This window comes from Streptomyces sp. NRRL F-5755 (assembly GCF_001279365.1).
GTDB lineage: Bacteria > Actinomycetota > Actinomycetes > Streptomycetales > Streptomycetaceae > Streptomyces > Streptomyces rimosus.
In genome coordinates this window covers 1-2,423 of sequence record NZ_LGCW01000133.1, presented here as the reverse complement: position 1 = coordinate 2,423, position 2,423 = coordinate 1, and the positions used below count along the sequence as shown (strand labels likewise).

Here is a 2,423-nt window from a genome sequence, read left to right as displayed (position 1 = left end):
CTGCACCCCCGCTTGGGCTCCCGCCTGCACCCCCGCCTGGGCCCCACCCCAGGCAGCCCCCGTAGCCACCGGCCCCGGAGCCCCCAGCGGCGCCCCGAACGCCCGCTGCGCCTCCCGCGCCTGCCGCTCGCCCACCACCGCGGCCAGATACACCGCCGGATGCATGCCCGCGGGCACCACCGCCCCGGTCCAGCCGCTCAGATCCCCGGTCAGACGGGCCGCCATCGCACCACCGACCTGCGGATCGAGCTGGGATATTCGGCTCAGGAACTGGCGCACCGTCAGCCACCAGCCGTCCGGCACCCGCGACAGGTCCAGCGCGCCGAGTTCCGCCGCCAGCCAGGGCGGCGGGGGCGGCAGCGCCGGCATCCCGCGCGGGGTGGGTATCCGCTCCCGTACGACCACGGTGCCCGCGAAGACGTCCCCGAGCCGCCGGCCGCGCGCCGAGACGAGCGAGGCGATGCAGGCCACCACGCCCATCGTCAGGACGATCTCTATGGTGCCCATCGCGCCCCGTACCAGCGCGTGCCGGAACCGGACCGGCCCGCCGTCCTCGCGCACCACTCGCAGCCCGCATGCCAGCTTCCCCAGCGAACGGCCACGGCTCAGCGTCTCCACAATGATCGGCACCCCGACCAGCACCAGCACGAACAGCGCCACCGACACGGCGGCCCGCGCCGCCTCGTCCATCGACGCCGTGGAGCTCAGCATCACCACCGACAGCAGGACATAGGCACTCCAGGTCACCGCCAGATCGACGAGGACCGCCAGCGCCCGGCTCGGCAGCCGGGCCGGCCGCAGCCCCAACACCACCGCTTCGCCCGTCACGAGCTCGTTCACGCGCGCCGTCCTTCCCTGCCCCGAATCCGTACCGGCCCGTCCCCGAACCGACGCCCGCCCCACGGCCGACGCGCCCAGTCTGCCAAGCTGACGGCACAGTCACCTCACGGCGCTGCCAGGAGCGGAACCCCATGGACCTCGATGTCTTCGTCACGGCCCACCGAGCGGAGTGGGACCGCCTCGAAGAACTGCTGCGCCGCAAACGCCGCCTCACCGGCGCCGAGGCCGACGAACTCGTCACGCTCTACCAGCGCGCCACCACCCACCTGTCCCTGCTCCAGACCAGCGCCCCGGACCCCGTCCTCACGGGACGCCTCACCTCACTCGTGGCCCGCGCCCGCAGTACGGTGACCGGCGCGCGCAAGGCGTCCTGGCGCGACGTGGCCCGCTTCTTCACCGTCTCGTTCCCGGCCGCGGTCTACCGGCTGCGCCACTGGTGGATACCGACGGCCCTTCTGTCCACCGCCATCGGTGCCCTCATCGCCTGGTGGATCTCGACCCACCCCGAGGTCCAGGCCGCCATCGGCGCACCCGAAGACCTCCGCGCCATGACCCGGCCGGGCGGCGAGTACGAGACGTACTACTCCAGCCACCCCGCCGCCTCCTTCGCCGCCCAGGTCTGGACGAACAACGCGCAGGCCGTCGCCCTGTGCCTGGTCCTGGGCGCCTTCCTGGGCCTCCCCGTCTTCTGGGTGCTCTTCCAGAACATGCTCAACCTGGGCGTCGGCCTGGGGCTGATGTCTTCGGCCGGCCGCCTCGACACCTTCCTGGGGCTGCTTCTCCCGCACGGCCTCCTGGAACTCACCGCCGTCTTCGTCGCCGCCGGAGTGGGCCTGCGCCTTGGCTGGACGGTCATCGACCCGGGCCCGCGCACCCGCCGCACCGCCCTCGCACAAGAAGGGCGCACCGCGCTCGGTGTGGCCATCGGCCTCGCCGCCGTGCTGTTCGTGTCGGGCGCCCTCGAAGGTTTCGTCACTCCCTCCGGCCTGCCCACCTGGGCCCGCATCACGATCGGCGTCGTCGCCGAGCTGGCCTTTCTCGTGTATGTGTACGTACTCGGCGGCCGCGCCGTCCGCTCCGGCGAAACGGGCGACGTCGACGCGTCGGACCGCGACGCGCTCCTCCCCACGGCCGCCTGATGTGCGTACAGGCCCGCTGACCTGCTAATCTCCTGATCACCCCAAGAAACCCGTTGACACGGGAGAGGCGGGGAGGTAGATTCGAACGGTTGCCGCGGACTAGACATGTTCGACCGCAACGGTTAGTCTCTCGTCTGCTTCGTTCGGAACATCGATTCCACGAAGCACCGCCGAATCTTTATCCGGAAAACGCGCACCGATTCAGATCGGTGAAACGCTTCTGATAAAGTCGGACCAGCCGAAAGGCAAACCCCCCGACAAAATCGGAATCGAATTCAGCCTGGAAACGGACTGCAAATCGGACCTGATAGAGTCGGAAAGGCCGGAAAGCGAAAGCCGGACGGCCATCCCGCTCCAGCAGGGAGCCGGAAACGGAAAGCGGAAACGCCGAACGGATCTGGTAAGGTTGGAACCGCGCAGAAGCCGAAAGGCCGAAACGCACCG

Annotated in this window: 3 protein-coding genes; 1 reads left to right on the top strand and 2 read right to left on the bottom strand. The window is 70.2% G+C overall.

Going from position 1 to position 2,423, the window contains the following annotated elements; all coding sequences use genetic code 11:
• Positions 1 to 840 (bottom strand): RDD family protein (locus ADK86_RS14910; RefSeq protein ID WP_053697036.1); only part of this gene is annotated, 840 nt, incomplete at its 3' end.
• 131 nt (positions 841 to 971) lie between these two features.
• Between ADK86_RS14910 and ADK86_RS14905 the strand changes: the two genes are divergently transcribed.
• The gene (locus ADK86_RS14905) at positions 972 to 1,979 is read left to right on the top strand and encodes a stage II sporulation protein M (protein WP_053697035.1); all 1,008 of its coding nucleotides are present in this window, start codon (positions 972 to 974) and stop codon (positions 1,977 to 1,979) included.
• A gap of 178 nt (positions 1,980 to 2,157) precedes the next feature.
• Here the strand turns inward: ADK86_RS14905 and ADK86_RS44465 are convergent.
• A partial coding sequence (locus ADK86_RS44465; protein WP_234345861.1) for a hypothetical protein occupies positions 2,158 to 2,423 on the bottom strand: 266 nt, incomplete at its 5' end.

Excerpts from the sequence above, each read along its gene's own strand:
- ADK86_RS14905 (WP_053697035.1), top strand. The coding sequence starts at position 972 with ATGGACCTCGATGTCTTCGTCACGGCCCACCGAGCGGAGTGGGACCGC.